Here is a 25919-nt window from a genome sequence, read left to right on the forward strand (position 1 = left end):
CCGCGAGTACTTGGTCCGCGCGGCGCGCGAGCACACCCTGCCCGAACCCGGGCGGCTCGCCGCCACACTTCTCGGGCGGCGAGCCGCGTCGGAGTCCGCCGTGGCGATGGGCGTGGCCGGCGTCTCGAGCCTGATCGGAGCCGTGGCTCCGCTCGCGGTGGGCGCAGCCTTCCCGACCGTCCCGATCCTGGTGCTCGGGATCGCCGTCCTCGGGCTCGGTGCGCTCGGCTGGGCGCTCGCGGTCCTCATCGCCGGCGGGCGCGTGCGATGGGCGGTCGGGATGCTCGTGGGCGGCACCGCCATCACGGCCATCGGCGCGGCGCTGCACATCACCTGATCACGGCACCCGGTCGACCGCCGTCACCCGCCAGGTGCCGGACCGCTCTCTCACGAGCTCGTTCCAGCACCCGTTCGGCTGGCTGGTCGGCGGCAGGTCCGGCGCGATCTCGTGGATGAGCGCTCGGATCACGGCGTCGTGGGTGACGACGACGGGAAGCCCGTCGACCGCGTCGAGCACCGAATCGAGGGCAGGCCGCGCACGCAGCAGCACCACCGCGCCCGGCTCCACACCCGGCGCCGCGTCGACCGACCCGAACCGGGCGACGACCTTCGCTTTCACCGCGCCGGTCCACTGCCCGTAGTCCCGGTCGTTGAACCGTCGGTCGACGCGCAGCTCGGCGCCGGTCGTCGCCGCGATCGCCTCCCCGGTCGCGACCGCGCGCTGCAACGGACTCGTCAGCACGATCGAGGGCAGGCTCGAGCGCAGCGCCTCCCCGAGCGCCGCTGCCTGCCGCTGCCCCACCGCGTCGAGGGGCGGGTCCGCCAGGCCCCGCAGCCGCCCTTCGGCGTTCAACGCGGTCTGTCCATGCCGCACCAGCAGCAGTCGTCGCGCCGACGTCATCTCCACGCATCGCTCCTCACCGTGCCGTTCACCGCAACGCCGCCCACAGCGCGATGACCCCCGCGTACCCGATCCCCGTCACGGCGATCGACGCCAGGAAGTGCATGACCGCAGCCACCAGAGGATTCGACAGGGCCTCACGGGCGCGGAGGAACGCATACGTGGCGCACGCACCGGCGTAGGCCGTCAGCGCGCCACCGAGCCCTGAGGAGGACCAGCCGCGCCCACCGGCCGCCGAGATGAAGGCCACGGCGAGGACCGCCCCGAACACGAGCCCGACGCCCGATTCGCTCAACCAGGAGAGCATGCGCCCGGGCGCGGGCACCGCCTTCGCGAGCACGACGCGCACCAGCGCACCGACGACGCCGCCGGCGAGGACCGCGATGAGACCGAAGACCGATGTCCCGTCCTGAACCTGCACATCACTCCCACCTCGACAGGCACAGCTGTGCCACCAGGTAGGGACTGTTGTCGGCGGATGCCGAGGTTCTGGGACGGTGAGACCCACCACCGTTGCGCGAGCGCTCGCCGATCCTCACAGACGCAGACGGGTTCGCGCTACTCCCGCGCCGAAACCCGGTACCGGACCGCCGCGACCTCCGATAGCGTCGAGACGGCGATGGAGCTCGCCGCAGCCGCGTTCGGCTGGAACCGTCGAGAACGACTGATAGCCCCTTCCGTACCCAAGACGGGAGCGCTGCGCATGCCTGAAGTCGAACGAGCCGTCGTCGTCGGGATCGCCGACGACCAGGCGGACGCGGTCCTGCTCGTGGCCGCAGCGATCGCTGCGCAGTTCGAGGCGAAGCTGATCTGCGTGACCGTCGATCCCGAGCGGTACGCGGCCCGTGACGACCAGGGCAACCTGAACTACTGGCCCATCGATCCCGACGCGATCGACGATCCCGCCGAGCGCGAGGCGGCGGACGCCGAGCTGCGTGCACACCTCGCCGAGCTCCTCGACCCCCTCGGCGTCGGGTGGAGCATCCGGCTGACCGCCGGCGATCCCTCCGCGGGACTCGCCCACGTCGCGGCCGAGGTGTCCGCGCTCATGATCGTCATCGGGACGAGCCCGCGCACCCTCATCCGCTCCGCGAGGGAGTTCTTCTCCGGCTCGATCGCCGCGCACCTCACGCACCGGCAGCCGCGGCCGGTCCTCGTCGTGCCCCTCAACCCGGTGCTCGACGGGACGCTCCCATGGAGCGGCCCGGAGTGAGGCCCCGGTCACGACGGCGTGAGCTGTCGAGCGGCACGGCACTGCCGCTCGACAGCGATGTGGAGGTGGCGGACCCCGGCCACCGTGCTCGGCCGCTGCATCTTCGACCCTCGGTCGTGCTGCTCGTCGTGCTCGGCGGTGCCGCAGGAACCGTCGCACGCGAGCTGCTCTCGCTCGCGATCCCCGACGTCGCCGCGTTCCCGGTGGCCGTCTTCGTGGGGAACCTCGTCGGGGCGTTCGTGCTCGGCCTGCTGCTGGAGGCGCTCGCGCGGAGCGGCCCCGATGAAGGCATCCGGCAACGGCTGCGCTTGCTGGTCGGAACGGGGTTCTGCGGCGGGTTCACCACCTACAGCTCGTTGGCCACCGCTTCGGCGGTGTTCATCCTCGCGGGCGAGGTGTGGAAGGCGGTGCTCTACGGGGTCGTCAGCGTGGTGCTCGGCTTCGTCTGCTCGTTCGCCGGCATCGCCGTGGCGACGATCGCGAGACGGGAGCGGGATCGATGAACGCCGGCCTGCTACTCGCCATCGCGCTCGCTGGCGGCGTCGGCGCGGCGGCTCGCCTCGTTCTGGACGGCGTCGTCCGCGGGTGGCTCGGTACCCGCTATCCCTGGGGCACGGCCGTCATCAACCTGACCGGCTCGTTCCTGCTCGGGATGCTGACCTCCCTCGCCGTCACGATCGCGCTGCCCCAGCTGTGGAGCCTGGCGCTCGGCACCGGGCTGCTGGGTGGCTACACCACCTTCAGCACCGCGAGCTTCGAGACCGTCCGCCTCGTCCAGGAACGACGGTGGGCCGCCGCGGTCGGGAACGGGGTCGGGCTCTGGGTCCTCGCGGTGCTTTTCGCTATCGGCGGCTACGCCCTCGGGACCTGGATGTAGCGGAGGACCCCGCCCACGCTGCGGGAGGAGCAGCCGTGGTCCGAACCCGCCCTCATGGAGCGCTCGCCAGCGGAAGGTCCCAGCCGGCCAGCCACCCCAGCGCGACGACCCAGGACGCGTCCTCCTCCGGCGTGCTGGCAGGGCCTGCCTCGGTCATGGACGCGATGAGCCGACGGAGCCGCTCGGGCAGCACGTAGAGACCGAAGCTCGAGCCCCGGAGCACCGACTCGTCCACGTGACCGAGCCCCACTGCGTGCCGGCGGCACAGTCCGCCTTTCCCCTCGCTGTCGGCGTTCCTGGCGGGAGCAGCGCATTGCGGGCAGACGAGGTCTTTCCAGAGCGGTCGGGTCTCGCGCATCCAGCGCCGCGTGTACCGCATCGCGTTCGCTTCCGAGGTCAGCGCGGCACTGTCGGAGCCCGCGTAGCCGAGGCCGAGCCGTCCGTCCGCACTCAGATCGCGACAGATCGGGCACGCGTCGTCCCCTCGCCAGGCGCGCAGGGTCCGACGGGGGTGTTCCGGCTTCACCGCGGAGAGCGCCTCCTGGATGAGATCCTCGAGCAGGACCGAGACATCGAAAGGCTGATGTCCTGCTCTGCGACCCGAACCGGTCTCCCACAGCTCGATCTCGACGACCGCGTGCCCCCAGGCATGACGGCGGCAGAGCCCGAAGGATCGGCGCAGTCGCTCGCGCGTCGAGCCGTCCATGATGTCGCCGTGCACGAACGACCACAGCAGCCGCACCTCGTCGACGCTGAGCTGGTGCGCGTCATCGGGGAGGAGTGGCCTGGGCTCGTCGACCGCGACCGATAGGCGTCCCCGCATCGGACGGTCGCCCCGGTTCACGGAGCGGCGATGCGGGGGATCCGCACGTACGCGATCCCGTCAGGCGGTGCCGAGACGCGGCGCCAAGCGCCCCGCCGATCAGGTGTCGGATCCTCGATCACCAACGGCGGCCCGTCGGCGCCGTCGGGAAGCGTGATCGTGATCACGGCATCGTCACCAGGACCGAGAGAACCCGAGATGAGCCGCACCTCGACGCTTCGAACCGTATCCATCACTGACCGACCTCTCTGATCGTCGACCGACCTGCATGCGCGTTCCGAAAGCAGGCGTGTCGAGGAGGTCGCGAGTCGAGGACGCGCGATGCGGAAGGCGCCAGGACCGGGCCGCCGCCGAGGGCCGGGTACTTCCCGCCCAGGGCTCGGCGATGCTGGAACGCATCGCTCCGGCACAGACCTGCGCCGTGATCGTCTTCCACGTGTGAACGTCTCCCACCTCGAAGGCACGCGTGTGCCGCCGGGTAGGGACTGTTGTCGACGGGTGCCGAGGTTGGGAACGGTGAGACCCACCACCGTGCGCTGGTGCGCAGGCCCAGCATGGCGGTCGACGCCGCGCACAACCTGAATGCGCGTTGAGCCACGGGCGCGGGATGGCGTTCCGCCCAGGGATGACCCTGTCGCTGACGGGACCCGAGGACCGCGGGTCTCCGTCCCCTGGCGTGCGAAACCCGCCGACTGGGCTGACCGTTCACGTTCCTCTCCCCGAGCCTTGATGCCGCTCGCGCCGGGCGGGGCGTGACGTGGGCTCGGTGGGCGGACCGCTTCGGCTGCTCCCGAGGCAGCTCACCGTCCTTCGCACCGCCTGGTACGCGACGGACACGCGGCTCGCGGTGGGGATCACCCAGCTGCTCGGTCGCCCCGCTGCACGCTTCGTCCGCGCCGCGCGCTGGAAGGGCCTCGCTCCCTGTCCGCCGCACCGGCTGCGTTGACGGGTCCAGGACCGCCATGGTCTACTACGACCGGCGATGGAGCTCGCCAGGACCTCGTCCGAACCGCCCTTCACGCTGATAGCCCCTGCCGCCCAGGCAGGAGTGCGCGTGGAAGCAGTACGGCTCGCTCGCGCCTCGCCGACGGTCCGCAGGGCCCGGGTGACGCCGTGATCCTCCCGGTAGGGGTGGTCCAGGCGCTGCAGGTGCTCACTGTGCTCGGAGCATCGCCGCTGCTGAGCGGCGTCGTCGCGCGGGTGGAGGCACGGCTTCAGGGACGCCGTGGGCCCCGCGTACTCCAGCCGTACTTCGATCTCGCGAAGCTGTTCCAGAAGGAGGCCCTCGCCCCCCGTTCGGCCGGCCCGGTGTTCCTGCTGGCTCCCATCGTGAGCTTCGCTTGCTATCTCACGGTCCCGTTGCTCATCCCCGTGCTGACCACGTTCCCGCTCCCGCTCGGGGACATGGGTGACATCCTCGGCGGCGGGATCGTCCTGGCGTTCGCGAGCTTCGTCAGCGCGGCTGCGGCTGCGGAGACCGGCGATGGCTACGCGCAGCTCGGCGCCAGCCGGTCGAAGACCTTCGGCGCGATCACGGAGCCGGTCACGCTCCTCGTCGTCTTCACCGTGGCGTTGCTGACCGGGACGGATCTGCCGTACGTGCTGGGCGCCACGGTCACCAGCGGGCCGGAGCAGATCGTGCGGCCGGCGCACCTGCTCGCGTCCGCCGCGCTCTTCATGGTCATCCTGTTCGAGACCAGCCGGATCCCCGTCGAGACACACACGGGCACCATCGAGCTGGGGATGATCGAGGAGGCCCGCACCTTCGAGCACTCCGGGCCGCAGCTCGCGCTGTTGAAGTGGGGCTCGGCCGCGAAGCAGCTGGTGCTCTACACGATCCTGCTCAACGTGTTCATCGCGCCCTGGGGGCTCGCCTCGAACGGGAGTCCGGCGCTCGTCGCGGTGGCGATCGTCGCGCTCGTCGCGAAGGCGGTCGCGCTGGGCGTCGTCGTCGCCGTGATCGACAACACCTTCGCGAAGCTCCGGCTCTTCAAGATCACGGAGTTCGTCGCAGCCGCGTTCCTGCTCGCGGTCCTCGCCATCTTCACGCTCTACCTCGGAGGCGGCTGATGCCCGTGGTCCTCGCAGCCCAGCCTGCTGCCCCGTCCGTCTTCGACGGTGTCGCGACGACGTTGGGGGTGATCGTGCTGCTGATCGAGTTCGGCATGCTCCGCGCGGCCCTGTACCGGGCGCAGGTGAACCTGTACGCGGCGCAGTCGTTCTTCGTGAGCGTCCTCGCCGCAGTGGTCGCGTTCGGGAACGACGTGCCCGAGCTGTATGTGCTCGCCGCGGTCTCGTTCCTGCTGAAGGCCGTCGTCGTGCCGTTCGTCATCCTCCGGCTGCTGCGCGGCACGTCGGCGGAGATCGCGGGAAGCGGCGCGCTCGGCGTGGCGACCGAGGTCGTGATCGCGATCGTCGTCGCGGCGTTCGGGTTCTTCACCGTGGGGACGTTGCACATCCGGTCCGCGGTGCTGCCGTCCACGGCGCTCAGCATCTCGGTCGCGGTCGTGCTGGTCGCGTTCGTCCTGATCATCCTGCGCCGCGACGTCGTCAGCCAGGCGATCGGGTTCTTCTCCCTCGAGAACGGGGTGTCGATGGCCAGCCTCGTCGTGGCGGCGCGCCTGCCCCTGATCCTCGAGGTCGCGTTCCTCTTCGACCTGCTGGTCGCAGTGGTCGTCTTCGGGGTCCTCATCCGCGTGCACAGCACGCGCTCGAGGTCGTTGTCCACCGTGCACCTCGATCGGCTCCGCGGATGAACGCCGCGCTGCTCTGGTGCGTGCTCGTCTTCCCGCTGGGCGCCACCGTGCTGTCCATCTTCGCGCCCAGGGTCGTGAACCAGGCGGCGACCGTCGTGGCCGCGCTGGTCTCGTTCGTCGTGACGATCGCGCTCATCCCGGTGGTGAGCGGATCGCCGCTCACCGCTCCCCCGCTGCTCCGCCTCGACGCCGTGTCCGAGGTCTTCCTGCTCGGCACGACGTTCCTGTACGCCGTCGTCTCGATCTACAGCATCGGCTACTTCGTCGACGACCGCCGGGCCGCCCACGGGAAGGGGCGAGGGCACCCGTTCGATCGGTACAGCCGCCGGTTCTCGATCGGTATCAACGCGTTCGCGTTCTCGATGATCTGCGCTCCGGCGGTGAACGGTCTCGCGCTGCTCTGGGTCGCGATCGAGATCACGACGGTCGTGTCGGCACTGCTCGTCGCCATCGACGGCACCGACGGCGCGTCGGAGGCGGCCTGGAAGTACATCCTCATCGCCTCGTCGGGGCTCGGCATCGCGCTGCTCGCGACGATCCTGCTCTACTACGCCGGAGCCCAGGCGCTCGGCCCGTCGTTCGACCTCGAGTTCGACCCGCTGATCGGCGCAGCACGGCGGCTCCCGGCTCAGCCGGTCGAGCTCGCGTTCGTGCTGGCGGTGGTCGGGTTCGGGACGAAGGTCGGCCTGTTCCCCGTGCACACGTGGCTGCCCGACGCGCACGCGGAGGCGCCCACCCCGGTGTCCGCGCTGCTGTCCGGAGCGCTCCTCGCGACGAGCTTCTACGCGGTGGTGCGGTACTTCCAGGTCGCAATCCGGACCCTCGGCCCGGCGTTCCCGCGCACGCTCCTGCTCGTGTTCGGCCTGCTCTCCCTGCTGCTCGCGGCGCTCTATCTGTTCGGGCAGCAGCACATCAAACGGATGCTCGCCTACTCGAGCGTCGAGCACATGGGCATCCTCGCCATCGGGGTCGGGTTCGGCACCCCGCTCGCCCTCAGCGGCGTGATGCTGCACGTGCTGGCCCACGCTGCCGGGAAGGGGACCGCGTTCATGGGTGCAGGCGTCCTCGTGCACAAGAGCGGCACGAAGCTCGTGTCGGGCATCCGAGGCGGTCTCGATCTCCTGCCGTTCAGTGCACCGTTCTTCCTCGTGGCCGTGCTCGCGCTCGCGGCGCTGCCACCGTTCGGGATCTTCCGCAGCGAGTTCGAGATCGTGGCCGGCGGTGTGGCGAGCGGGAACGTCTGGATCTCCGGCGCCTTCGTCGTCCTCGTCGTGCTCGCCTTCGTCGGGCTCACCCGCTCGACCACGGGGATGCTGTTCTCCTCGGCGCCGTCCGACGCGGTCCGAGGCGAACCGAGCGCCTGGATGGTGGTGCCCGCGGCCGCTGGCGTCGTCGCACTGCTGGTGCTCGGCCTGCACCCGCCGGAGCCGCTGACCGTGCTGATCCAGCACGCTGCGGCGCAGATCGGGGGATCGCGATGACGCCGGACGAGGCGGTCGAGCAGTGGAGGGCACACGTGCTGGAAGCAGTCGGCTCGGGTGCGCGGTTCGCCGGTCTGTTCGGCACCGCGGAGGGGGCGGCCTGTCGCGTCACCGCCCTCCTCGCCGCGGGCGAGACCGTGCGCTCGGAGTCGGTGACCGTCCTGCCCGACGGCACGGGGCGGCTGATCTACCCGGCGCTGACCCCGGACCTCCCCCCGGCGTTCTGGTGGGAGCGGGCCCTGCACGACCTATCGGGCGTCGTGGCCGCCGGGCACCCCCGGCTGGACGCCCTGCTGCTCCCCCGGTCCGCATCCGGGCCGCCCCGTCCCGGCGGCGCGGCGTTTTCCCGATGGGCGGGTCCCGCGGAGGCGCACGGCCCGGTGGACGTCTCGGGAGGGGGCGTCTTCGTCCTGCCGGTGGGTCCGGTCCGGTCCGGGGTGGTCGAGAGCATCGAGTTCCTCCTCGAGACGCCCGGCGAGGACGTCCCCCACCTGAACATCCGTCCGCACTTCAAGCATCGGGGGGTCGCGAAGCGGTTCGAGGGCCTGCAGCCGGCGGACGGCGTCCTCGTCGCGGAGCGGGTCGAAGGGGTCGCTTCGGTCGCCCATGCGCTCGCGTTCTGCCACGCGGTCGAGGCCGTGTCCGGCGCAGTGGTCCCGCCCCGCGCCGCGCTCATCCGCGTGATCCACGCGGAGCTCGAGCGGATCGCCAACCACCTCGACGTCGCCATGCGGCTCGCTGAGGCCGCCGGTCTCGCCGTCGCTCAGAGCCGGTTCGGCTGGCACAAGGAGGCCGTGCTGCGGCTCCGATCGGAGCTGTGCGGCAGCCGGTTCGGTCGGGGCGTGGTGGTTCCCGGCGGGGTCGCAGCCGACCTCGGCGTCCCGCCGCACGAGGCGGCCACCCGGTTGGGAGCGATCCTCGCCCGCATCACCGACGACGGCCGCCGCGCGGGCAGATCCCCCTCCTTCCTCGACCGCCTCCGCGGCACGGGCCGCCTGAGCACGGACTACGCCCGCACCTGGGCCCTGGTCGGCCCTGTCGCGCGGGGCAGCGGGGTGCCGGTCGATGCGCGATGGGACCGGCCGACCGACGGCTACGACCGGCTCACCAAGCCGAACCGGCCGAGCGTGCGGGAGGCCGGCGACGTCCAGGCCCGGATGGAGGTGCGGTGGGCCGAGATCGAGGTGGCCGGCGAGTTCGCGCTGGACGCGCTCGCGCGACTCGCCCGCGACGCGGAGCCGGCGCTCCGCGGGGCGGCGGAGGACCCGGCCGGTGAGCGGTCCGGGATCGGGTGGGCGGAAGCACCGCACGGCGAGGTGCTCTGCGCGCTGACCGTGGTCGGGGCACGGATCATGCGGTGCTTCGTCAGAACGCCGTCGCTGACCAACCTGGTCGCCTTCCACGACGCCTTCCCCGCGGACGTCTTCACCGACTTCGCGTTCATCGAGGCGAGCTTCGGGCTCAGCTACGCCGGGGTGGCGATGTAGATGAGCTGGGTTTCGCACGGCTTGCGCAACGGCGTCCTCACCACCGGGTGGCCGAGGCGGTCGGACGCCTACTTCGACGAGCTCCCGGCCGGCGTGCAGGTGGACGAGCACGCGGACGCCCCGGCTGACCTGCTCGTGGCGACCGCGGCAGCCTGCCCGACCGGGGCGATCGAGGTCGAGCACGGGGTCCGCGTCGACCGGGGCCGCTGCATCCTCTGCGGACGCTGCGCCGAGCTCGCACCGGCCGTCTTCCGCCTCGGTGGCCCGTCGGCCACCGCGCGGGCAGAGCGGAGCGCGCTCGTCGTCCCCGAACGCCCCGACTCCGCCGCGGAGCTCGCCGATGTCCGGCGTCGACTCGCCGATCGGGTGCGGGCGCTGCGCCGCTCGGTGCACATCCGGCACGTCGACGCCGGGTCGGACGGCAGCGAGGAGTGGGAGGTGCAGGCCTTGACGAACCCGGTCTACGACATCCACCGTCTCGGCATCTTCTTCACGGCCAGTCCCCGTCACGCCGATCTGCTGCTCGTGACCGGGATCGGGACCGCCGGGATGACCGCAGCGCTGCGGCGCACGCGGGAGGCCATGCCCGACCCGGTCGTCGTGGTCGCGTGCGGTACCGACGCGGTCAGCGGCGGTCTGATGGGCCGCGGCTACACCGAGGGCCACGGTGTCGGCCCGCTGCTCGACGTGGACGTCTGGGTGCCCGGTTCACCACCGCCCCCCTTCGCGATCCTGCACGGCATCCTGCTCGCCCTCGGCAGGGTCGGGACGGCGTCATGACCCTCGCGCTCGGCCTCGCAGCCCTGCTGCTCGCCGTCCTGCTCGGATGGATCGCCGCGCCCGACACCGCCCCGAGCGACGGCCCGCGCGGATCGACCGCGTGGACGATCGGGTCCTGGATCGCCTCCGCCGTCGGCAGCGTGCTGATGGTCGTCGACGGCGCGATCGCCCTCGCGAGCCCGACCGCCACCCCGGTGCCGCTCGGCGACCCGCTCGGGGTCGACGCCTTCCGAGTCGACCAGCTGAGCGGACTGTTCCTCGTGATCGTGTTCGGCGTCGCTGCGCCCGCCGCGCTCGCGGGCGCGGCCCGCACCCGAGTGCGCCGACGACGAGCCGGTGCAGCGGCGGCGCTGGTCCTGCTCGCGTCCGCGCTGGTCGTGACCGCCGGGAACCTGTTCGTGCTCTATGCGGGCTGGGAAGGCATCGGTCTCGCGTTCTACCTCGCGGTCGGATACGACCGCCGCCTCGCCGGCAGGGGCAGCGCGTCCGTGCTCGCCGCCGCGTTCAGCAAGCTCAGCGGGGTCGCACTCCTGCTCGGCGGCCTCCTGGTCGCGGACCCGGCCCACGGCTTCTCGCTGCAGTCGATGAGCGCCGCGCCCCGCGGACTCGCGCACGACCTCGCGTACGCCCTGCTGGTGTTCGCCTTCGCGGTCAAGGTCGGGCTCGTGCCGGTGCACATCTGGCTGCCCCGCGCGTACGCTGCAGCCCCTCCCGCGGTTCGCGCGATCCTCGCGGGATCCGCCGTCAACGCCGGCTTCTACGGCATGTGGCGCACGCTGGACCTGCTCCACGCGCCGCCCCAGTGGTCGACCGCGCTCCTTCTCGTCCTCGCGGGCGTCACCGCACTGCTCGGTATCAGCCATGCAGCGGTCAACGGACGACTGCCCGCGTTCGTCGCCTGGTCGAGCGTCGAGAACGCCGGCCTGATCCTCGGCGGCTACGGCGTGGCACTCGTCGGTGCGTCCCTGCACGACGTGCGTCTGACCGCTGCGGGTCTGCTCGCCGCGACGGCGCAGGTGTGCACGCACGCCGTGGGCAAGAGCCTCCTCTTCGTCGCGGTGGCGGGCCTCGAGGACGCGTCGGCCACTGACGACCTCGACCGGCTCCGCGCCGTCGTGCACCGCGTCCCCTGGTCCGGCACCGCGCTTCTGGTGGGCGCCCTGACCCTGGCGGGGGTGCCGCTGACCGCCGGCTTCGCCTCGGAGTGGCTGCTGCTCGAGTCGATGATGCAGGAGTTCCGCCTGCACGTCCTCGGGCTGAACCTCGCCATCGCCGTGGGGGGCGCCCTGACCGCGCTGACGATCGGCTTCGCGAGCATCGCCTTCGTCCGCCTCATCGGGTTGACCGTGTTCGGCCCGACCGCCGGGACAGAGATGGCGTCGACGAGCGCGGAGCGCAGCCCTGCCAGTCGGGCGGGCATGCTCCTGCTCGCCGCGGGCTGCGTGGGCGCGGCGATGCTCGCCCCGCTCGAGGTGGGGCTCATCGCCGCCGGCCTCCGGCCCCTGGTGGGAACCACGACCTCTGCTGCGGTGCAGGGCTGGATCCTGCAGCCGGTGTTCGGCGGGTTCTCGGCCCTGTCACCGTCGCTGCTCTGGATCGTGCTACCGGCCTACACGCTGCTCATCGGCGCTGCTGCGGCAGTGGTCTCCCGCGGCCGGCTCCTGCGGGTGCGGCGGGTGCCGGCATGGACCTCGGGATCCCCGGGCGTGCGAGACGGTCGCGGCTACACCTCCTTCGCCTTCGTGAACCCCGTGCGGAAGGTCCTCGCGGGCGTGCTCCTGACCAGGCATCAGGTGCGTCGGCTGCACGGCGAGCAGGCCGAGCAGGAGCAGGGCGTCGGCGGCGTCTCACTCGGCTACACGGTCGATGTGGTCGATGTGGTCGAACGGTTCCTCTACCGCCCGCTGATCCCCGCTGCTCAGGCCGTCGTCCGCGCGGCAAAGCGGCTGCAGTCGGGCCGTCTCGACGCCTATGTCGCCTACATGCTCATCGCGGTCCTGGCGGTGATCGCCGTCGTCGCACTGGTGCCGGCGCGACACTGAGGACGGCGAGAGCTCACCCGAAGGGCCGGCTCCCGGTCCGCCCGGTACTGTCGAACTCCCCGTTCATTCCCCGAACTGCGCACTCGCGCGGAGGTTCTCAAGCACTCAACTGATGCGGTCCATCGCGTCACGGAAATCCGGGAAGGCGTCGGGCGACCGTCGCAACGCCGACGCGTCGGTCAGTCCCCCTCCTCTCCGAGGTCGAGCATTGGGGAAGCGTCTCCGGCCCCGGAAGCCGCCGTCTGCTTCCGGGCACGCGATGGCGTCTCCTGCTCGGGAAGGCAGGACCGGGCCCGTACGTCACCGATGGTCCGCGCGAGGCCGCAGACGTCCGCGCCAGGAGCCCTCGAGCGACGAGGTCGCCGAGGATCCGCGAGGTCGAAACGTGCCCGGCATGCGTGACCGCTTCGACATCGACCGTGAGAGGCGGCTCGACCCGCTCGAAGATCGCGCGTCGCACAGCACCGACGCCAAGAGCACAACCGACGAACGCCGCATCTCCGGCGAGCTTGTCCGCCAGCCCACGGCCAGCGTCCCGTCGCTTGCCTTCGCGAAGCACGATGCCGCTTCGGAGGTTTCCCAGCGTCTCCTGGACCGACCTGCCCACCTGCTTGAAGTCCAGCGTTTCACTCTCCAACTCCGCCCGGTCGCGCCTGCCAGCACGGCATCGAGCGCATCCGTGACCTCGCGCGCAACACCCAAGTTGTCCTGCGGTTTTGCCGAACCCTTACCTGCCAGGGCAAAGCAAAACTAGTGAAGAACTCATCTCCCGGCCGATGCGGTCCTGCCCAGCGCGAAAGAGGCTCGCGACGACGACCACGAGGTCGATCTCTATGGCGTCTTCACTGGGGGCGACTGGGTCGACACGCACGACGTATCGGCTGCACGCCCCACATCGGCCTGGAACTCGAGGACCGAGATCGCGCCCACGTCGAACGCGTCAGGCTGGCGACAGACCGAGGACCTTCGTCCCTGCCGCCCGGCGCAGCGCCACCGACACTGGGCGCATGGACGAACCGTCCAGTCAGGACTGGCTCGCCCGACTGCAGCAGTTGGTGGATGAGCTCCGCGCTGAGTACGCGGGCCAGGGCCGCGCGGCCGACTTCGAGCGCATCCGCGCACGGGCACGATCCGACGGCCTGTGGCCGTTCGAGTGAGCACGTCCTGATGCAGAACTGTTGCCCATGTCCTGATCCATCACGGCGTGTCGGGATGGCTGGCCGTGGCCACATTTTGGCCACAAACGAGTGAGATCGAGCGCAACCCTGAGCGATCCCAATGACTCCAGATCCGCATAACGGCGCGGATCAGGCACGTTCCGGCCCGCGGATTCAACCCCCTCAAGAGGACTGAAAATCGAAAGGTCACCGGATCGACGCCGGTCGGAGCCACCACTGAAACCCCCGGGAGACCGGGGGTTTTTCGTTTCTTCTCAGGCATGTGCTTTGCCTCTGAAACGGGAACCAGGCACAAATCAGGCACAGACTCCTGCGCCGCCATGCGATTCATCGCGACCGCGACCGACTCCATGTCGTCCTCGAACAGCGACGCGTAGGTGTCGAGGGTCATCGCCGCCGACTTGTGCCCAAGCATCCGCTGCACTGCCTTCACGTTCGCGCCGGCCGAGATCGCGAGCGATGCCGCGGTGTGCCGAAGACCGTGCGGAGTCACCTTGGGGAACGCGGGATCCTCCGCGATCACACGTCGGACCGCGGGGTCGAAGAACCGCTGCCGCCAGTTCCCGTTCCGCAGCACCCCGCCGTCCGCGCCGGCGAACACCAACGCGTCCCGACCCTTCCCGGCGCAGCGAGCCTGGAGCAGTGGGACGAGGAGCGCCGGGAACGCGACCGTGCGGCGCTCATGCGTCTTCGGTGTGGACCACACGAGCACCCCGCGCGGATCGGACACCGCTTCAGCGACCTCGAGCCGCCGGCGCGCGAAGTCGACCCTCCCGACCTTCAGGGCCGCCATCTCACCCCAGCGGAGCCCGGTGTACGCGAGGAAGCGCACGATGTCCCCATCTGAGCCGACCGCAGCGGCGAGCTGCGCGACCTGCGCGTGCGACAGGTAGGCCCGTTCGACCTGCACGAGCTTCGGCAACTCCACCCCGTCGCAGACGTTCCGCGATAACCGGCGGCTCCGGACCGCGTATCCGAGCATCATCCGGAGCGCAAGGAACGTCTGCCGCGTGGCCGATGGCCCGAGGTGCGCGCTCAGACCGACCACCCAGGCCTGCACGTCCTCGTGCGTCACCGCGGCCAGCGGCACGTCCTTCCAGCGAGGCAGCACGTGCTTGTCGAGGGAGTGCCTATACCCGGACAGCGTCGTGGCCTTCCGCGCCGCCTTGCTCGCGTACCAACTGACCGCCCACTCCCCGACGGTCGTTCTCGCCAGACTCGGGTCGATCCAGTCACCACGTTCCTTCGCGGTGGTCTGCGCGGCGAGGTAGGCCTGCGCATCGCGCTTCGTTCGGAAGCCCGACTTCCGAGCCTGCCGCTGATCTGGCTTCCGATACCGAACCGAGTAGCGAACATCCCCACCCGCGGTCACATAACGCTCAATGGCCCCGCTCACGGATCAACCCCGACCGATCTCGCACATCACGACCTCGTTTCCGCCCGCACCTCACCAGTCCCCTCCGACAATCCCCCTTCAACCCCTCTTCCTCCAGCTCACGTCATCTCACCTGACATCACCTCACGCTTCTTCTCGTCTCCATGCCCACATCTGACAACCAGCCCTACCTCAACTCCAACCCACCACCTCTTGCCCTGTCCTGGCCTGCCACCTGCACTTCCGAACCACCCTTGCTCAGCACGCTATTAAGCTGAGTGAGGGTGGTTCGGAAGCCGCGTCAGCGGAGGTGGCAGGCCAGGACAGGGCGAGACGCCCGAAACCCCTCGCTGAACCCCTCGCACCCGACGAGGTGGCAAACGAGGGGTCTGGCGCTGCCCAGTAGCGAGTCGCCTACGACCCGTCCTCGCACCTTCGGCTCGTCGAAGGGGCCCTGCCGTCGACCCGGTACCGTCTCGCGGTGGCCTGCACTTCCGATGACATCACCTGCGCGATTCGGGAATTGACGGATGCAGTGCAGCAATCCGGCTCAGGGCTTGACGTCGCGACCTTCGTATTCGTCGTGATCGGCACGGTCGGCAGCCTCCTCGTCGGCATCGCAGCACTGGTCGCCTCATGGCGTGCGACACAAATCGCCAACTTCGCCCAGCAGGGCGCATACGAGACGGGACTCGACACGGCTCTTGGGCAGTTCTTCGCAGCGGCGGGCGACTACCTTGTCGAGCTCAGACAGTGGCTCGTGACGCCACCGCAGCTGACGCAGGCTGGACTGATCTTCCGCCCTCTCCCGCCACATGCATCGCAGGCGACTGCGCTACTCGAGGCCTCACGGCTACGGGCGCGGAAGGACGACGCCGTGACGCTTACCGTGCTGGCGCAGTGGTGGTATGTGGTGTGTGAAGGGGCTCCGGAGAAGCGGTCCGGAGGCATTACCGGGATCCTGCAGGCAATCCGCGAGTGGCGCTCGGGGACGTTCGACCACGACGCCATCCGCGGCTTTGCCGAGAAGGCGCTTCGAGAGTTGGAGTCGGAGGGGCTGGATCGGGCGCCTTCCACAGATTGAGCTGAGCCTGTCGGACGCCTGAAGCAGACGCGCTCGGAACGGAAGCTCCGCAGCGCACTGGCGGCCCTACCCGCAGTCGCGACCGGCCGCAGCTGGCCGACTGCCACGGACGCGGGTTTGAACTTGAGGCTGCAGACTCGACGCATCCGGTCGATGGCGTCGGAGATGTGCGTTCGCAGCACAGCGATGTGGAGGCGCTAGCTGGCTCGCCGCCGGTTGGTTCTGCTGCCCTGCTCGCGGGCGGGCACCGGACGACTGGGGGTCCTCAGCGGGGCCAGGGTCCAAAATGGCCGTCGACGTCGAGGAACTTCCCCTGGGCAGCGAACGCCTCCTTCAACTGGGTGAAGGGATACGACTTGCCGTAGGCCTCCACGAGGGCCCCCGACTCGTCGATCCGCTTGAGCAGGAAGAGCCGTACGAGCACCTGACTCACGCGGCTGATCAGATAGGAGTGCACGCCGTCCGGGAACCGGCCTCGGTCATAGTGCTTGATGTCGTTGTAGTTGTTCGCGACTCCTCGTGCGAGCCCTACCAAGCTCGCCGCTGTCTCCGACCAGTCCAGGCCGACGTCCGCGAGAACTCGCAGGACGTAGGTGGACGTCGATGGGATCTTGCGCCGGGTGTACGTGTCCTCCTCACCGTCGACCTTCCCCACGAGGTGACCCGCGGCTTCAAGGCTCAGAGACGAACTGAGCACGATGTCTTCTACGGTCGATCCGGTACGACGGAGCCGAGCGGAAGTTGGCAGGATGACCCGCTCCCATTCCTCCCAACGGTCGGCCCACCGGGACAGCCCAACCGCCCCGATCTGGGCCAGGTGGGCGAGCGGTTGTTGCAGTTGCTGCGGGGTCGGCGGCGGCATCTTTCTGTCGGGCTGCGTTGCCCGGCTGATAAGTTCGACCCAGGGGTTGTACGTCTTCGTGTCGCCCATCGAGCGGGCGAATCTCTGATCGCTCACCTGATGCCGCCGCAGCCCGATCGGACACCCGAAGAGGAACGCGAGCAAGTTCGACACCTTGCGGTGCTCAGCCACGTGGTCCTCGAATGGACGCGGCTCAGGGAACCTGCTCGTCAGTACCGCGGACTCCATGACCTCGAGACCCGGGTGGGAGTGGTGCCCCTGCCAGGTCATGTCGATGGTCATCTCGGCGTCGCCCTGAGTCCAACGCAACCCCTCACCGGACTCGACATCCACATGGAGGGAGCGGATCAGCCCTGTTTCCTCGTCATAACCATGCTTCGAGCTGATTGCGGTGAGGCCGGTGGACTCGGCTAGCCCGTCCATGTGGGAACGAGCCCGATCGACCATGAGCGGCTCGGACAGGTCGCCTTGCTGCTCGGCCAGCACGACCTCCTGAACGGTCAGGCGCATGAACGCGAGGCCACGCATCAGTTGCTGTGTGTGTCCGCCCCACCGGCAGCCGAACAAACTGAGGTCTGTATCTCGGGCCTGCAAGATCATGTTCGAAGGAGTCGCCTGCGCCTTGGCCCACTGTCTGACGTGCTCGAACTGGCTGATATCGGGATGATCGATGTAGGGCAACTCGATGCTCACGCCCGAATCGAGCGAGTACGACAGGACTGCCGCAAGCCAGGGGGTGCCATCGAGACCGTCGACCAGCATGCCGAGATGCGTGACGCCTTCTTCTAGTTCATTCAAAGCCACGAGGCTCCCTTCATGCAGAGCGGGACGGGACGATGCTCATGCGTGTCGCAGCCACCCTCACTCCTCATCTCGCCACTCTTGGTACTGCAATGGGGCCTTGGTACTGCAATGGGGCGGTGAGTTTCATGCTCCTCTCCCCTCAGCGCGAGCCACGGAAGGATGTGAGAGTCCGATCTCCGTTCGCAGGCAGGTCCCGACCAGCACATTCACAGCGGTCAGGTCGACAGTCGGCCGGACCCCGGCGTGCAGGTACTGGTTTCGAGCCGTCCTCCAGTCGTCGATCTGCTGACGACTGGCAGACGGCGTCCCGTCGAACCCTTCCGGGGCGTGGGTATCCAGGTATTCGTGAAGCTCGTCGAGGCTCGAGCCGGCGTCGGTTGATGAGAAGCGCTGCACGAGCCAGTTGACCTGTTTCTCGGCGAGCGCCTCGGCCACCACCTCCTTGATCGTCTTGCGCACTTTGCGGACGAGGTAGGTGCTCTTTTTCTCGCCCAGTGTCGACGTCAGGAGGTTGGGGCGTTCGCGACGCGCGAGCAGTTCGAGCGTGGCCATATCAAGCGCGAATCGAACTTCCGCAAGCTCCGTGAGCTGCGCCTGCCAAAACAGGTCAAGCGCTGCCTGAAGGCGAGGTTCCCATACGTCCCAATCCGCGTATCTCAGCGCCTCCGGCCCCACAGATCGAGTCACGCTCACCTCCGCGGTGAGCTTCCCATTCCCACTCAGGCCACCCCCGACCTGGGAGGCGGTGACGTCCACGATTCGGTAGGCGCTGAAACTTGCCGCCAGTACGCGTAGGAGGTTCATCGCATTGCGCGTGCCGAGTTCAACGGCCTCCTCATTCGAGCTCACGTCGAGTCGCTCGGTCACGAGCAGCTTCTGTCTCTCTACGCGTAGCGTGAGCCCGCCGACCTCCTCCGGCACGTCACGGAGCAAGTGCCCATGCAGACCTTCGCACTTGACCGACACGTCATACAGGGCCACCCTCCGACGCTAGGCCGAGGGCACATGGAGGACGTTCTCCCTAGTGTGACGGCGCGTCGGCGCCACCGGATACACGTCATAGCGGACGCGGACGCCCGTCTGTCATCACGAGTAAAGGCACCGTTGGAATCAGGCACAAAACAGGCACACATCCCGCGACACGCCGTACGATCTCCTGCACCGACACGATAGATCGCGAGTACTGCACTCCCTGATCAGTGGGCGCTCTCGCCATCTATCGAGAACCCCTGATCGGACTCGACGGCCTCTGAAAATCGAAGGGCCACCGGATCGACGCCGGTCGGAGCCACCACCGAGCTCCCCGCTCGAGCAGGGATTTCTCTTCTGCCCTGGACATGTGGGCGACTGTCGCCGACGGAACCAGGCACAAATCAGGCACACGCTCCTGCGCCGCCATGCGGTCCAGAGCGACCGCGACCGACTGCAGTTCGTCGTCGAAGAGCGCCGCGCAAGTGACCAGGGTCATGGCCGCGGACTTTGCCCGAGCCGCTCACCTCCGCCGAGCGACGACCCGCTCATGCGGCAGCCGTCCCCGCATCAAAGCCACGCCGCAGAGTGGCGCTCATGCATATCGACCCGCAGCCTCCGCCAGCGTTCACACGCTTGAACACCACATGTCGGACCGCTCCCCGGATGGCACTTCGTAGTCAGTGCTCGTGTCGGTCGAGACGGGCGACGCCGATCTTCGAATCGGCCATGCCATAGAACACGAATCGGGTTCCTTCGATCTCCTCGATCGAAGTGGGGAACACGACGTTGGGTACGATCCCGTCCCGTTCGTCGGTCGTCTCCGCGGTGAGCAGCGGCTCGGTGGTGCGAACCATGACCTTCCACGGCTCATTCGCGTCGAGGATCATCGCGCCGGCGGCGTAGTTCACGTTCTGCTGCTGCGCGACGCCGGGGACGATCTCGCCGACGACGCCGTGGTACAGCAGCAGCCATCCCTCGCCCACGCGGATGGGCGCCGGTCCGCTGCCGATCTTCGCCGTCTCGAAGGACGCCTCCGGCCGGGCGACCACGCGGTGCTTGCGCCAGCGGACCAGCGACGTGACGTCCTCGCGCACCGCATCGACGGGAACGAAGCTCATCCAGATACTCGGCCGGTCGTCCGGCAAGCCGGACGGCTTCGAGGTCTCGCCCGGGCGGATCTCGCGCAGGTCCCACATCGGCCGGTGCAGGATCGCGAAGCTCGGGACGCCGTCGGGATCGTTCACGATCTCCGGGAAGAACACGCAGTCCTTGTTGGGATACAGCCCCAGGTCGATCCCCTGTGCGTCGTCGTAGGCGAAGCTCACCGGGCCCAGCCGGCGCCACGATCGCTCGTCGGTCGCCACGGCGAGTGCGGTGCGCGGCCCGAGCGGGCCGTATGCGACGTAGGTCATCACGTTCAGCCCGAGGTCCGGCAAGAAGGTGACGCGAGGATCCTCGACGCCGGCGTTCTGCGAGCCGCGCTCCCAGTCGCGTTCGGGCTGCATCACAACGCCGGCGCGCCTCACGCCGACGGGGGTGCCCCCATCGACGGTGATCTCGGCGAGCCCGATCCGCGAGACGTTGCCCGCGGCCACGAGCCGCGGCAGCAGGTACAGCCTTCCGTCGGCCGAGCGGGCGGTCGCGGGGTTGAGCACCCCCTCGGCCTCGAGCTCGTCGCCGGGCGTGGGCGACATGATCGTGCCGACACGGGTGAGGCGGTAGGGAAAGGTCGTCGAGGTCGTCGAGGTCGTCGTGCTCATCGGTGCTCCGCAGGGGTCGAGGGGGCGGACGGCGCGTCCGACCGGTACAGGTAGAGCTCGCGTTCGCCGGACGGGGCATCCCACCCCTGCGCGAAGGTCCATCGCCCGTCGCGACGGATCAGGCCGCCCCAGGCGAGGGAGCCGCCGCGGTGGACCTCGAGCTGGGTGAACGGGTCGGCGAGTGTGTAGCGGGCCTGGGCGGCGGCGAAGGCACCGGTCTCGTCGGCGTAGAAGAAGTCGAGGACGAGGTCCTCACCGTGCACGACCGCACAGGCGACCTCGTGCAGCGAGCCGAGGCCGGTCATGTCGAGGTACGGCTGTCCGCTGAACTCCCAGTGCTCGAGATCGTCCGAGCGTCCGACCACGAGCTCGCCGCCGCACCCCTCCGACAGAAACATGAGGTACTCGCCGCCGATCCGCACGGCCTCGCCGGTGCCGTCGGTCGGGATCACGGCGCCCTTGGCCCACAGATGCGACACCGCGTGCGGCACCACGCGGCCCCGCTTCTCCCAGTGCAGCAGGTCGTCCGACACCGCGAGGTTGATGTCGCAGCCCACATCGCCGAGGGGCCATCCGGGCGACGGGTGGGCCGCTTGCTCGGGAGTGCCCTCGAGCGGCCAGATGCCGTTGTAGAAGAGGAAGTAGCGGCCGTTCGCCGAGTAGACCTTCGGATCCTCAGTGCCGAGGAGCTCGTTATCGAGCGTCGGGTACACCACCGGGTTGTCCCCGTCGCGCCATCCCCCGCCGGGCGTCCACACGGCCGAGCCGATCCGGCTCTCCAGGCTCTCCTTCTTCGGCGAGGCGCGGTAGAAGAGGTGCAAGCGGCCGTGCCGCTCAATCATGCTCGGGTTGAAGATCGACGAGCTCGTCCAGCCGATCCCGGTGGGGTCGGGCCACTGCCCGTCCAACCGGAAGGTCATGGCGGGGTCTTTGGAGAACGGCCCGATCGCCCAGTCGGGCCGGTCGGGCCAGACGGCGGAGAAGTCGTCGGTCGACAGGGCGTCCGTCGTGGCGTTGGTGCGCTGCAGCGCGCGCTCGTAGCCGTCGCGCAGCGCCTGGTCGGTCAAGGGATGCATGGTGTGGTGTGCCTGGTTTCCGACCCGCGGTCAGCGCGCGAGCGCCGACTCGCGGACCTCGTTCGGGTCGATCGTGTGCGCACGGCCGGACTCGGCGGCGCGGGTGGCGAGTTCGGCGACGGTGACTGCGGCCGCCGCGGTGTCGGCGTTGGATCGCGGACGGCGGGATGCGTCCGCCCGGCACGCGTGCAGGTCGGCAAGCGCCGCCGCGACGCCGGCGGCGTACACCGACTGCTTCGCAAGTTCACCGCCGAGGGTGAGCCGCGCGGTCACGCGGCGCGTGGCGTCCGGCCGGTCCATGAGCCCCGCCTCGGATGCGTCCACCGCGTCGATCGCCACGGGCTGCGCCGGCAGCGGCACGCCCGGCACCTCCAGCAGCCCCGGCTCCTGGAGTACGGCGCGCAACGTCGCCTCACCCGAGGCGTCGGTGTAGGCGACCAGCTCCGCGCTCACCGGGATCCACCCGTCGACGCGCACCTCGGCGAGCCCGAAGTCGAGCCGCATGAGCTGCCGCTCCGCACGATGCAGGTGCGTGACCGAGTGGGTGTGGGTGGCCAACGCGTCGCCGTGCACGACCGTTGCCGACACGAGGTCGGGCGCCGGCCAGCCGTCCCGCCGGGTCTCCGCGGCCACCACCTGCTGCGCGGGCGCATCGAGGAACAGCTGCGCCACGTCGAAGAAGTGCACGCCGTGCTCCACGAAGATGCCGCCCGACAGTGACCGTTCCCAGAACCAGTGCTCCGGTGGCAGGCTCTCGTCGGCCGCGTCGTTCTCGAAGAGGAAGCGGCGAGCGTGCCACCCCAGCTGCTCCTGCAGGCGCCGGATGGCGAGAAGCAGCGGGTTGTAGCGCAGCACGTGGTCGACAACCAGCACCCGTCCGGTCTCCGCGACGAGCGCCTTCAGCTCGCGCGCCTCGGCGGCGTCCGCCCCAAACGGCTTCTCGCAGAAGACATCCTTGCCGGCGCGGAGCGCGGCGGTCACGAGCGCGAAGTGGGACGACGGCGGTGTCGCGATCACGACCGCGTCGACATCCGCCGCATGCAGTGCATCGTCCACGGTGGACACCCGGGCGTCGTGGGCACCCGCAGCGCGCTGGGCGCGAGCGGCATCCGCATCCACAACCGCGACGATGCGGACGCCCGCCGTCTGGCGGGAGGCGGTCATGATGAAGCCGCCGAAGCTACCGGCGCCGATCACGGCGAGCCGGGTCATCCCTTCACCGCCCCGCCGACGACGCCCGCGACGAGGAACCGCTGCAGGAAGACGTAGACGATCAGCATCGGCGCAGCGACGATGATCGTCGCTGCCGCGAGCAGGCTCCACTCGCTCGAATAGGTGCCCTTGAAGGCGAACAGGCCAAGCGTCAGCGGGAACTTCGACTGATCGGGCAGCAGGATCGTCGCCAGGATGATGTCGTTCCAGCATCCGATCGCCTGCAGGATGAACACGGTCGCGAGCACGGGCTTGATGAGCGCGGGCAGGAACCCGAACAGGTACCGCAGGTAGCCGGCGCCATCGAGCGCGGCCGCTTCGTCCAGCTCGCGCGGCACCGATTTGAGGTAGCCGGTGATCAGCAGCGGACCGATGCCGACCCCCGACGCGAGCACGAGGATGTACCCGAGCTGCGTGTCGTAGAGGTGGAGTCGCAGCACCAGCTGGAACACGGTGATGAGCGTGTTGGGCAGGAACAGCATGGCGGCGAACAGGCCGCTCCAGACCCGCGGGTGCTTGACGTAGCCGCGGGCCACCGGGAACGCCACCATGAGCGACATCACGGTTCCGAGGGCCGCGGCGCTGAACGTGTACAGCACGCTGTTCCAGACCGCGGAGCCGAAGCCGCCCTTCTGCCACGCGGTCACGAAGTTGCCGAAGTCGGGCGCCTGCACGACGCCGGTCGGATTCGAGAAGAACTCGGTGTTCGACTTCAGCGCTGTGTTGACGAGGTACACGAGCGGGGCCAGATAGATCAGCAGCACGACGACCAGCAGCGCGTACTGCACGACCTTGCCGACGGTGACGCGCTTGCGCCGCCCCGCGGTGCGGGTCCCCGGCTGCGGATCGTCGGCCCTCGTGAAATCTGGGGCCGGGGTGTTCGTGAGAACGCTCACAGCTCCGTCTCCTTCCCTCGCAGCTAGGACAGGGTCAGCAACGAGGCGATCATCACGATGACGAACTGCACCATCGAGATCGCGGCCGCGTAGCCCTGCGACAGGGCCGCCCCGCCCTGGGCTCCGCCGAAGCCCTGGGTGAAGATCGCGAGCGACAGCACCTGGGTGGCGGGGTTGATGGGGCCGGTCAGCACGTAGATGAGTTGGTAGCTCTGCAACGAACCGATGACCGACAGCAGCGTGTTGGCGGTGATCGAGGGAGCGAGCAGCGGCAGCGTCACGTTCCGTGTCCGCTGCCAGCTGGTGGCGCCGTCGATGGAGGCCACCTCGTAGAGGTCCTGCGGGATCGCCTGCAGGCCGGCGAGGTAGATCACCACCGCGACGCCGAGACCGGACCAGACCTGCACGGCGATCACCAGCGTCATCGCCAGCTTCGGGTCGCCGAAGAACGCGGACGAGCTGCCGAACCAGCTCCACACCGCCGCAGCGGGGCCGCCGGAGGGGTTGAAGATCAGGGTGAAGATGAGCCCGATGACGGTGACGCCAAGGATCGTCGGCATGAAGACGACGGCTCGGGCGAAGTTGCGTCCTCGCAGTCGCTGGTTCAGCAGCAGCGCCACGAACAGCGCGATCCCGTTCTGCAGCACGGTGACCGCGATCGCAAAGACGAAGGTGTTCGCGAGCGCGTGCAGGTTGTAGCCGAGCTGCGCCGAGGAGAAGAACGTGAAGTAGTTGTCGAGACCGACCCAGTTCACGGGCAGGAAGGGCAGCGCGCGGATGTCGGTGAACGACAGCGCGAGGACGCCGACGGCCGGCACGAGCGAGAAGACGACGACCAGCGAGATCCCGGCCGCGAAGGTCAGCTGAGGAATGGTCCTCCGGCCGAAGATGGTGTTGTTCGAGCTCTGCATACCGGCTCTCTTAGGCGGATGGCATCGTGCAGCGGAAGGGGGTGAGGCGGGGAGGGTGCTGCGGTGCGCCCTCCCCGCTGACGGCGCGGCCTACTTGCCGAGGCCCGCCTGCCAGTCGTGCTGCGCCGCGTCGGCCGCGCCCTGGGCGTCGGCATTGCCCATCGGCGCGATGCCGGCCCAGTTGAAGGGGACGGATGCCGCCGGGCCGGCCTTGGTGTTCGTGATCCAGATGGTGTCCCATGCGGGGAGGAACGTCTTCGTGTACGGCTGGATCGAGGTGTAGAAGGGATCGCTCGTCGCGCCCTGCACCGCGGGGGCGAAGCCCGCCTGGTCGTTGAACAGCTTGTAGTTCTTGGTGAAGAAGTCGAGCCACTGGATGGCTGCCTTCTGGTTCTTCGCGTTCGCCGGCACGGCTAGGGACAGTTCGACCTTGCCGCCGAGGTTGGCGTTGTCGGCCGCGGTGTCACTCGAGGGCAGCGGCACGTATCCGAAGTCGAGCTTTCCGGCGCCCGACTTCTGCAGGGTCGTGGTGTTCCAGGTGCCGTCGGGCATCATCGCGAACTTGCCGTTGACGAAGTCCGCGGTCATGGTCGCGTAGCTGACACCGGCGAAGTTCGGCTCCGCGTAGCCGTAGAGCGTCTGCACCTTCTTCATCAGATCGAGCGGCTTGCCGGTGTTGAGTTTCGTCTTGCCCGCGTAGAGGTCCTTGGCGAGGGTGTTCATCGCATCGGCCGACGGGTAGAGGCCTTCGGTCACGCCGAGGGTCATGACGCCGGCGGAGTCCTTCCCCGCGATGCCGAACGGCACGACGCCCTTGGCCTTCAGCGCGGCGCAGGTCTTCAGCAGATCGCTCCAGGTGGTGGGCACCTTCAGGTTGTTGTCTGTGAAGATCTTCTTGTTGTAGAACATGCCGGTGTAGTAGCTGAGGCCGGTTGGCACGGTGTAGTTCTTGCCCTTGTACTTCGCGGCGTTCAGCACGGTGGGATTGAAGCTCTTCATGAAGGACTCGTTGGTCAGGTCCAGGTAGCCCCCCTGGTCGGCGAGACGAGCGTCGTCTCCCTCGTTCGATGCGGGCACATAGCTGGGGACCTGCCGCGGCGCAGCGACGACGATGTCCACGCTTCCCGCGGTGAGTCGCGAGGATCGTGCCTGGTTGTAGTTCTCATTGGGAACGGCCGAGAGGTTGACGGTCACCTTCGGGTACTTCTTCTCGAATGCCTTCGTCACGGCCTGGAAGCCCGCATCGGATCCTGGCGCGCTCGAGACGAGGATGTTCAGCTGCCCGGTGGCATCGCCGCCGGCGGTCGGTGCGGCACCACTCGAGCCCGAGCTGCAGGCCGTTAGTGCGATCGCGCCGACGGCCAGGACTGAAGCGAGGGCGAGGACCCGCGCTCGGTGGAACTTCGTTGTCACCATGATGCCTCCATTG

24 protein-coding genes, 1 pseudogene and 2 riboswitches are annotated in these 25919 nt (G+C 69.2%); of the genes and pseudogenes, 13 read left to right on the forward strand and 12 right to left on the reverse strand.

Annotated features, from left to right (window positions below; translation table 11 throughout):
• Positions 1-337: pseudogene (locus ACTHLI_RS09665) on the forward strand (hypothetical protein); the annotation flags it as partial.
• Here the strand turns inward: ACTHLI_RS09665 and ACTHLI_RS09670 are convergent.
• Together ACTHLI_RS09670 and ACTHLI_RS09675 are read right to left on the reverse strand one after the other, a co-directional pair.
• Positions 338-901, reverse strand: a complete 564-nt coding sequence (locus tag ACTHLI_RS09670; RefSeq protein WP_440183182.1) for a histidine phosphatase family protein — start codon at positions 899-901, stop codon at positions 338-340.
• A 28-nt stretch (positions 902-929) separates the two neighbouring features.
• The gene (locus ACTHLI_RS09675) at positions 930-1322 is read right to left on the reverse strand and encodes a hypothetical protein (RefSeq protein ID WP_440183128.1); all 393 of its coding nucleotides are present in this window, start codon (positions 1320-1322) and stop codon (positions 930-932) included.
• Positions 1323-1507: 185 nt separating this feature from the next.
• A riboswitch (Fluoride riboswitch) is annotated at positions 1508-1585 on the forward strand.
• Positions 1586-1604: 19 nt separating this feature from the next.
• Between ACTHLI_RS09675 and ACTHLI_RS09680 the strand changes: the two genes are divergently transcribed.
• From ACTHLI_RS09680 to ACTHLI_RS09690, 3 genes are all read left to right on the forward strand, one after another.
• Positions 1605-2114, forward strand: a complete 510-nt coding sequence (locus ACTHLI_RS09680; RefSeq protein ID WP_440183130.1) for a universal stress protein — start codon at positions 1605-1607, stop codon at positions 2112-2114.
• A 65-nt stretch (positions 2115-2179) separates the two neighbouring features.
• Positions 2180-2617, forward strand: coding sequence for a fluoride efflux transporter FluC (locus ACTHLI_RS09685; RefSeq protein WP_440183131.1), 438 nt, complete (start codon positions 2180-2182; stop codon positions 2615-2617).
• A complete protein-coding gene (locus ACTHLI_RS09690; protein ID WP_440183132.1) occupies positions 2614-2991 on the forward strand; it encodes a fluoride efflux transporter FluC in 378 nt (125 codons plus the stop codon). The genes ACTHLI_RS09685 and ACTHLI_RS09690 overlap by 4 nt, the downstream gene beginning before the upstream one ends.
• A 52-nt stretch (positions 2992-3043) precedes the next feature.
• Here ACTHLI_RS09690 and ACTHLI_RS09695 read toward each other — a convergent pair whose 3' ends face one another.
• Complete coding sequence (locus ACTHLI_RS09695; protein ID WP_440183134.1) at positions 3044-3814, reverse strand: hypothetical protein; 771 nt, start codon at positions 3812-3814, stop codon at positions 3044-3046.
• Positions 3815-4783: 969 nt separating this feature from the next.
• Positions 4784-4855, forward strand: a riboswitch (Fluoride riboswitch).
• A gap of 72 nt (positions 4856-4927) precedes the next feature.
• On the opposite strand from ACTHLI_RS09695, the gene ACTHLI_RS09700 reads away from it, so the two are divergent.
• From ACTHLI_RS09700 to ACTHLI_RS09735, 8 genes are all read left to right on the forward strand, one after another.
• On the forward strand, positions 4928-5884 hold the full coding sequence (locus ACTHLI_RS09700) for a respiratory chain complex I subunit 1 family protein (protein ID WP_440183135.1): 957 nt from the start codon (positions 4928-4930) through the stop codon (positions 5882-5884).
• Positions 5884-6570 carry a hypothetical protein gene (locus ACTHLI_RS09705; protein WP_440183137.1) on the forward strand — a complete coding sequence of 229 codons (687 nt, stop codon included), beginning with the start codon at positions 5884-5886 and terminating at the stop codon, positions 6568-6570. The genes ACTHLI_RS09700 and ACTHLI_RS09705 overlap by 1 nt, the downstream gene beginning before the upstream one ends.
• A complete protein-coding gene (locus ACTHLI_RS09710; protein WP_440183139.1) occupies positions 6567-8051 on the forward strand; it encodes a proton-conducting transporter transmembrane domain-containing protein in 1485 nt (494 codons plus the stop codon). The genes ACTHLI_RS09705 and ACTHLI_RS09710 overlap by 4 nt, the downstream gene beginning before the upstream one ends.
• Before the next feature lie 35 nt (positions 8052-8086).
• Positions 8087-9538: a hydrogenase large subunit gene (locus tag ACTHLI_RS09715; protein WP_440183141.1), complete on the forward strand. Its 1452-nt coding sequence runs from the start codon at positions 8087-8089 to the stop codon at positions 9536-9538.
• Positions 9539-10318, forward strand: a complete 780-nt coding sequence (locus tag ACTHLI_RS09720) for a ferredoxin (protein ID WP_440183142.1) — start codon at positions 9539-9541, stop codon at positions 10316-10318.
• Positions 10315-12360, forward strand: coding sequence for a proton-conducting transporter transmembrane domain-containing protein (locus ACTHLI_RS09725; RefSeq protein ID WP_440183144.1), 2046 nt, complete (start codon positions 10315-10317; stop codon positions 12358-12360). Before ACTHLI_RS09720 ends, ACTHLI_RS09725 begins: the two co-directional genes overlap by 4 nt.
• Before the next feature lie 394 nt (positions 12361-12754).
• Positions 12755-13114, forward strand: a complete 360-nt coding sequence (locus ACTHLI_RS09730) for a hypothetical protein (protein ID WP_440183146.1) — start codon at positions 12755-12757, stop codon at positions 13112-13114.
• A gap of 253 nt (positions 13115-13367) precedes the next feature.
• Positions 13368-13517, forward strand: coding sequence for a hypothetical protein (locus tag ACTHLI_RS09735; protein WP_440183148.1), 150 nt, complete (start codon positions 13368-13370; stop codon positions 13515-13517).
• Positions 13518-13557: 40 nt separating this feature from the next.
• On the opposite strand, the gene ACTHLI_RS09740 is transcribed toward ACTHLI_RS09735, so the two are convergent.
• Positions 13558-14934: a tyrosine-type recombinase/integrase gene (locus ACTHLI_RS09740; protein WP_440183150.1), complete on the reverse strand. Its 1377-nt coding sequence runs from the start codon at positions 14932-14934 to the stop codon at positions 13558-13560.
• Between the two features lie 460 nt (positions 14935-15394).
• Here ACTHLI_RS09740 and ACTHLI_RS09745 point away from each other — a divergent pair, with 460 nt between their 5' ends.
• Positions 15395-15997 (forward strand): hypothetical protein, encoded by a 603-nt coding sequence (locus ACTHLI_RS09745; RefSeq protein WP_440183151.1) that lies wholly within the window; start codon positions 15395-15397, stop codon positions 15995-15997.
• Between the two features lie 265 nt (positions 15998-16262).
• Here the strand turns inward: ACTHLI_RS09745 and ACTHLI_RS09750 are convergent, their stop codons facing one another.
• The 8 genes from ACTHLI_RS09750 to ACTHLI_RS09785 form a co-directional block, all read right to left on the reverse strand.
• A complete protein-coding gene (locus ACTHLI_RS09750) occupies positions 16263-17663 on the reverse strand; it encodes a hypothetical protein (RefSeq protein WP_440183153.1) in 1401 nt (466 codons plus the stop codon).
• 123 nt (positions 17664-17786) lie between these two features.
• Entirely contained in the window at positions 17787-18644 is an 858-nt protein-coding gene (locus ACTHLI_RS09755) for a hypothetical protein (RefSeq protein ID WP_440183154.1), read from the reverse strand.
• A 668-nt stretch (positions 18645-19312) separates the two neighbouring features.
• Positions 19313-20395, reverse strand: a complete 1083-nt coding sequence (locus ACTHLI_RS09760; RefSeq protein WP_440183156.1) for a glycoside hydrolase family 130 protein — start codon at positions 20393-20395, stop codon at positions 19313-19315.
• Complete coding sequence (locus tag ACTHLI_RS09765; RefSeq protein WP_440183157.1) at positions 20392-21471, reverse strand: hypothetical protein; 1080 nt, start codon at positions 21469-21471, stop codon at positions 20392-20394. Before ACTHLI_RS09765 ends, ACTHLI_RS09760 begins: the two co-directional genes overlap by 4 nt.
• Before the next feature lie 30 nt (positions 21472-21501).
• On the reverse strand, positions 21502-22683 hold the full coding sequence (locus tag ACTHLI_RS09770; protein WP_440183158.1) for a Gfo/Idh/MocA family protein: 1182 nt from the start codon (positions 22681-22683) through the stop codon (positions 21502-21504).
• A complete protein-coding gene (locus tag ACTHLI_RS09775; protein WP_440183161.1) occupies positions 22680-23579 on the reverse strand; it encodes a carbohydrate ABC transporter permease in 900 nt (299 codons plus the stop codon). Before ACTHLI_RS09775 ends, ACTHLI_RS09770 begins: the two co-directional genes overlap by 4 nt.
• Before the next feature lie 23 nt (positions 23580-23602).
• Complete coding sequence (locus ACTHLI_RS09780; protein ID WP_440183162.1) at positions 23603-24490, reverse strand: carbohydrate ABC transporter permease; 888 nt, start codon at positions 24488-24490, stop codon at positions 23603-23605.
• Positions 24491-24580: 90 nt separating this feature from the next.
• On the reverse strand, positions 24581-25906 hold the full coding sequence (locus ACTHLI_RS09785) for an ABC transporter substrate-binding protein (protein ID WP_440183164.1): 1326 nt from the start codon (positions 25904-25906) through the stop codon (positions 24581-24583).
• Positions 25907-25919: the final 13 nt, after the last annotated feature.

The sequence above is a fragment of the Amnibacterium sp. genome (assembly GCF_051956055.1).
Classification (GTDB): Bacteria; Actinomycetota; Actinomycetes; order Actinomycetales; family Microbacteriaceae; genus Amnibacterium.